The organism is Pseudomonas sp. GW821-FHT07G10 (assembly GCF_059418545.1).
The window spans coordinates 1-1126 of record NZ_JBWKQB010000070.1; the positions used below are offsets into that span (position 1 = coordinate 1).

Here is a 1126-nt window from a genome sequence, read left to right on the forward strand (position 1 = left end):
TGCTTGACGATACCCAGAGACTGCGGTTCGACGACGGCAGCGATGGCGATGAACACCGCCGCCATGCCGATCATGCTGTGCATGAAAGCGACCAGTTCCGGCATCTTGGTCATCTCGACGCGCTTGGCCATGATCGAACCGGCCGTGCCGCCGACCAACAGACCGACGATCACGTAACCGATTCCGGCCGTGGCCAGCTCGGCCCCAAGCTTATAGAAGAGGCCGATGGTGGTGACAATCGCCAAGGCCATTCCGAGCATTCCGTACACATTGCCGCGTCGGGAAGTGGTCGGATGCGACAGGCCTTTCAGGGCCTGGATGAAGCAGATCGACGCGATCAAATAGAGCGTCGTTACAAGATTCATGCTCATTACTTCTGCACCTCTTCTTTCACAGCTTTGGGCGCTTTCTTCTTGAACATCTCAAGCATCCTGCGGGTCACCAGGAAGCCACCGAACACATTCACCGCGGCCAAAGCCACAGCCAGGGTGCCCATGGTTTTACCCAGCGGAGTCACGGTCAAAGCAGCAGCGAGCATGGCGCCGACGATGACAATTGCCGAAATGGCGTTGGTCACCGCCATCAATGGCGTGTGCAGTGCAGGTGTAACGTTCCAGACCACGTGATAACCGACATAAATCGCCAGCACGAAGATGATCAGGTTGTAGATACCGGGGGAGATAAGCTCTTCCATCGTCTGAATCCCTGCTTAGGCGTTTTTGCGGATGACTTGGCCGTCGCGGCACATCAGGCACGCGGCGACGATGTCGTCTTCGAGGTTGAGCTGGAATTGGCCTTCTGGAGTGAAGACCAGCTTCAGGAAGTCCAGCAGATTGCGGGCATACAGCGCCGAGGCATCTGCAGCGACCTGCGCCGCCAGGTTGGTATGGCCGACGATGGTCACGCCGTGAGCGACGATCACCTGATCGGCTACCGTCAGCGGGCAGTTGCCGCCTTGAGCTGCCGCGAGGTCGATGACCACCGAGCCGGGCTTCATTTGCGCGACGGTTTCCGCGCTCAACAATACCGGTGCCTTGCGACCCGGGATCAGCGCGGTGGTAATGACAATGTCCGCCTGCTTGGCGCGCTCGTGTACCGCCAGCGCTTGACGCTGCATCCAGCTGGC

At 59.1% G+C, this 1126-nt stretch carries 3 protein-coding genes; all 3 read right to left on the bottom strand.

From position 1 onward, the window contains the following. On the bottom strand, window positions 1–371 hold a 371-nt coding region (locus AC07O1_RS30340; protein WP_495091192.1), incomplete at its 3' end, for an NAD(P)(+) transhydrogenase (Re/Si-specific) subunit beta. Next, on the bottom strand, window positions 371–694 hold the full coding sequence (locus AC07O1_RS30345; protein ID WP_005783507.1) for an NAD(P) transhydrogenase subunit alpha part 2: 324 nt from the start codon (window positions 692–694) through the stop codon (window positions 371–373). The genes AC07O1_RS30340 and AC07O1_RS30345, both read right to left, overlap by 1 nt. Before the next feature lie 15 nt (window positions 695–709). Next, the coding region (locus AC07O1_RS30350; protein ID WP_495091193.1) for a Rossmann-fold NAD(P)-binding domain-containing protein at window positions 710–1126 on the bottom strand (417 nt) is incomplete at its 5' end.

What these genes read in the sequence shown, in the direction of transcription:
- AC07O1_RS30345 (WP_005783507.1), bottom strand. Translation starts at nt 694, where the DNA reads ATGGAAGAGCTTATCTCCCCCGGTATCTACAACCTGATCATCTTCGTG.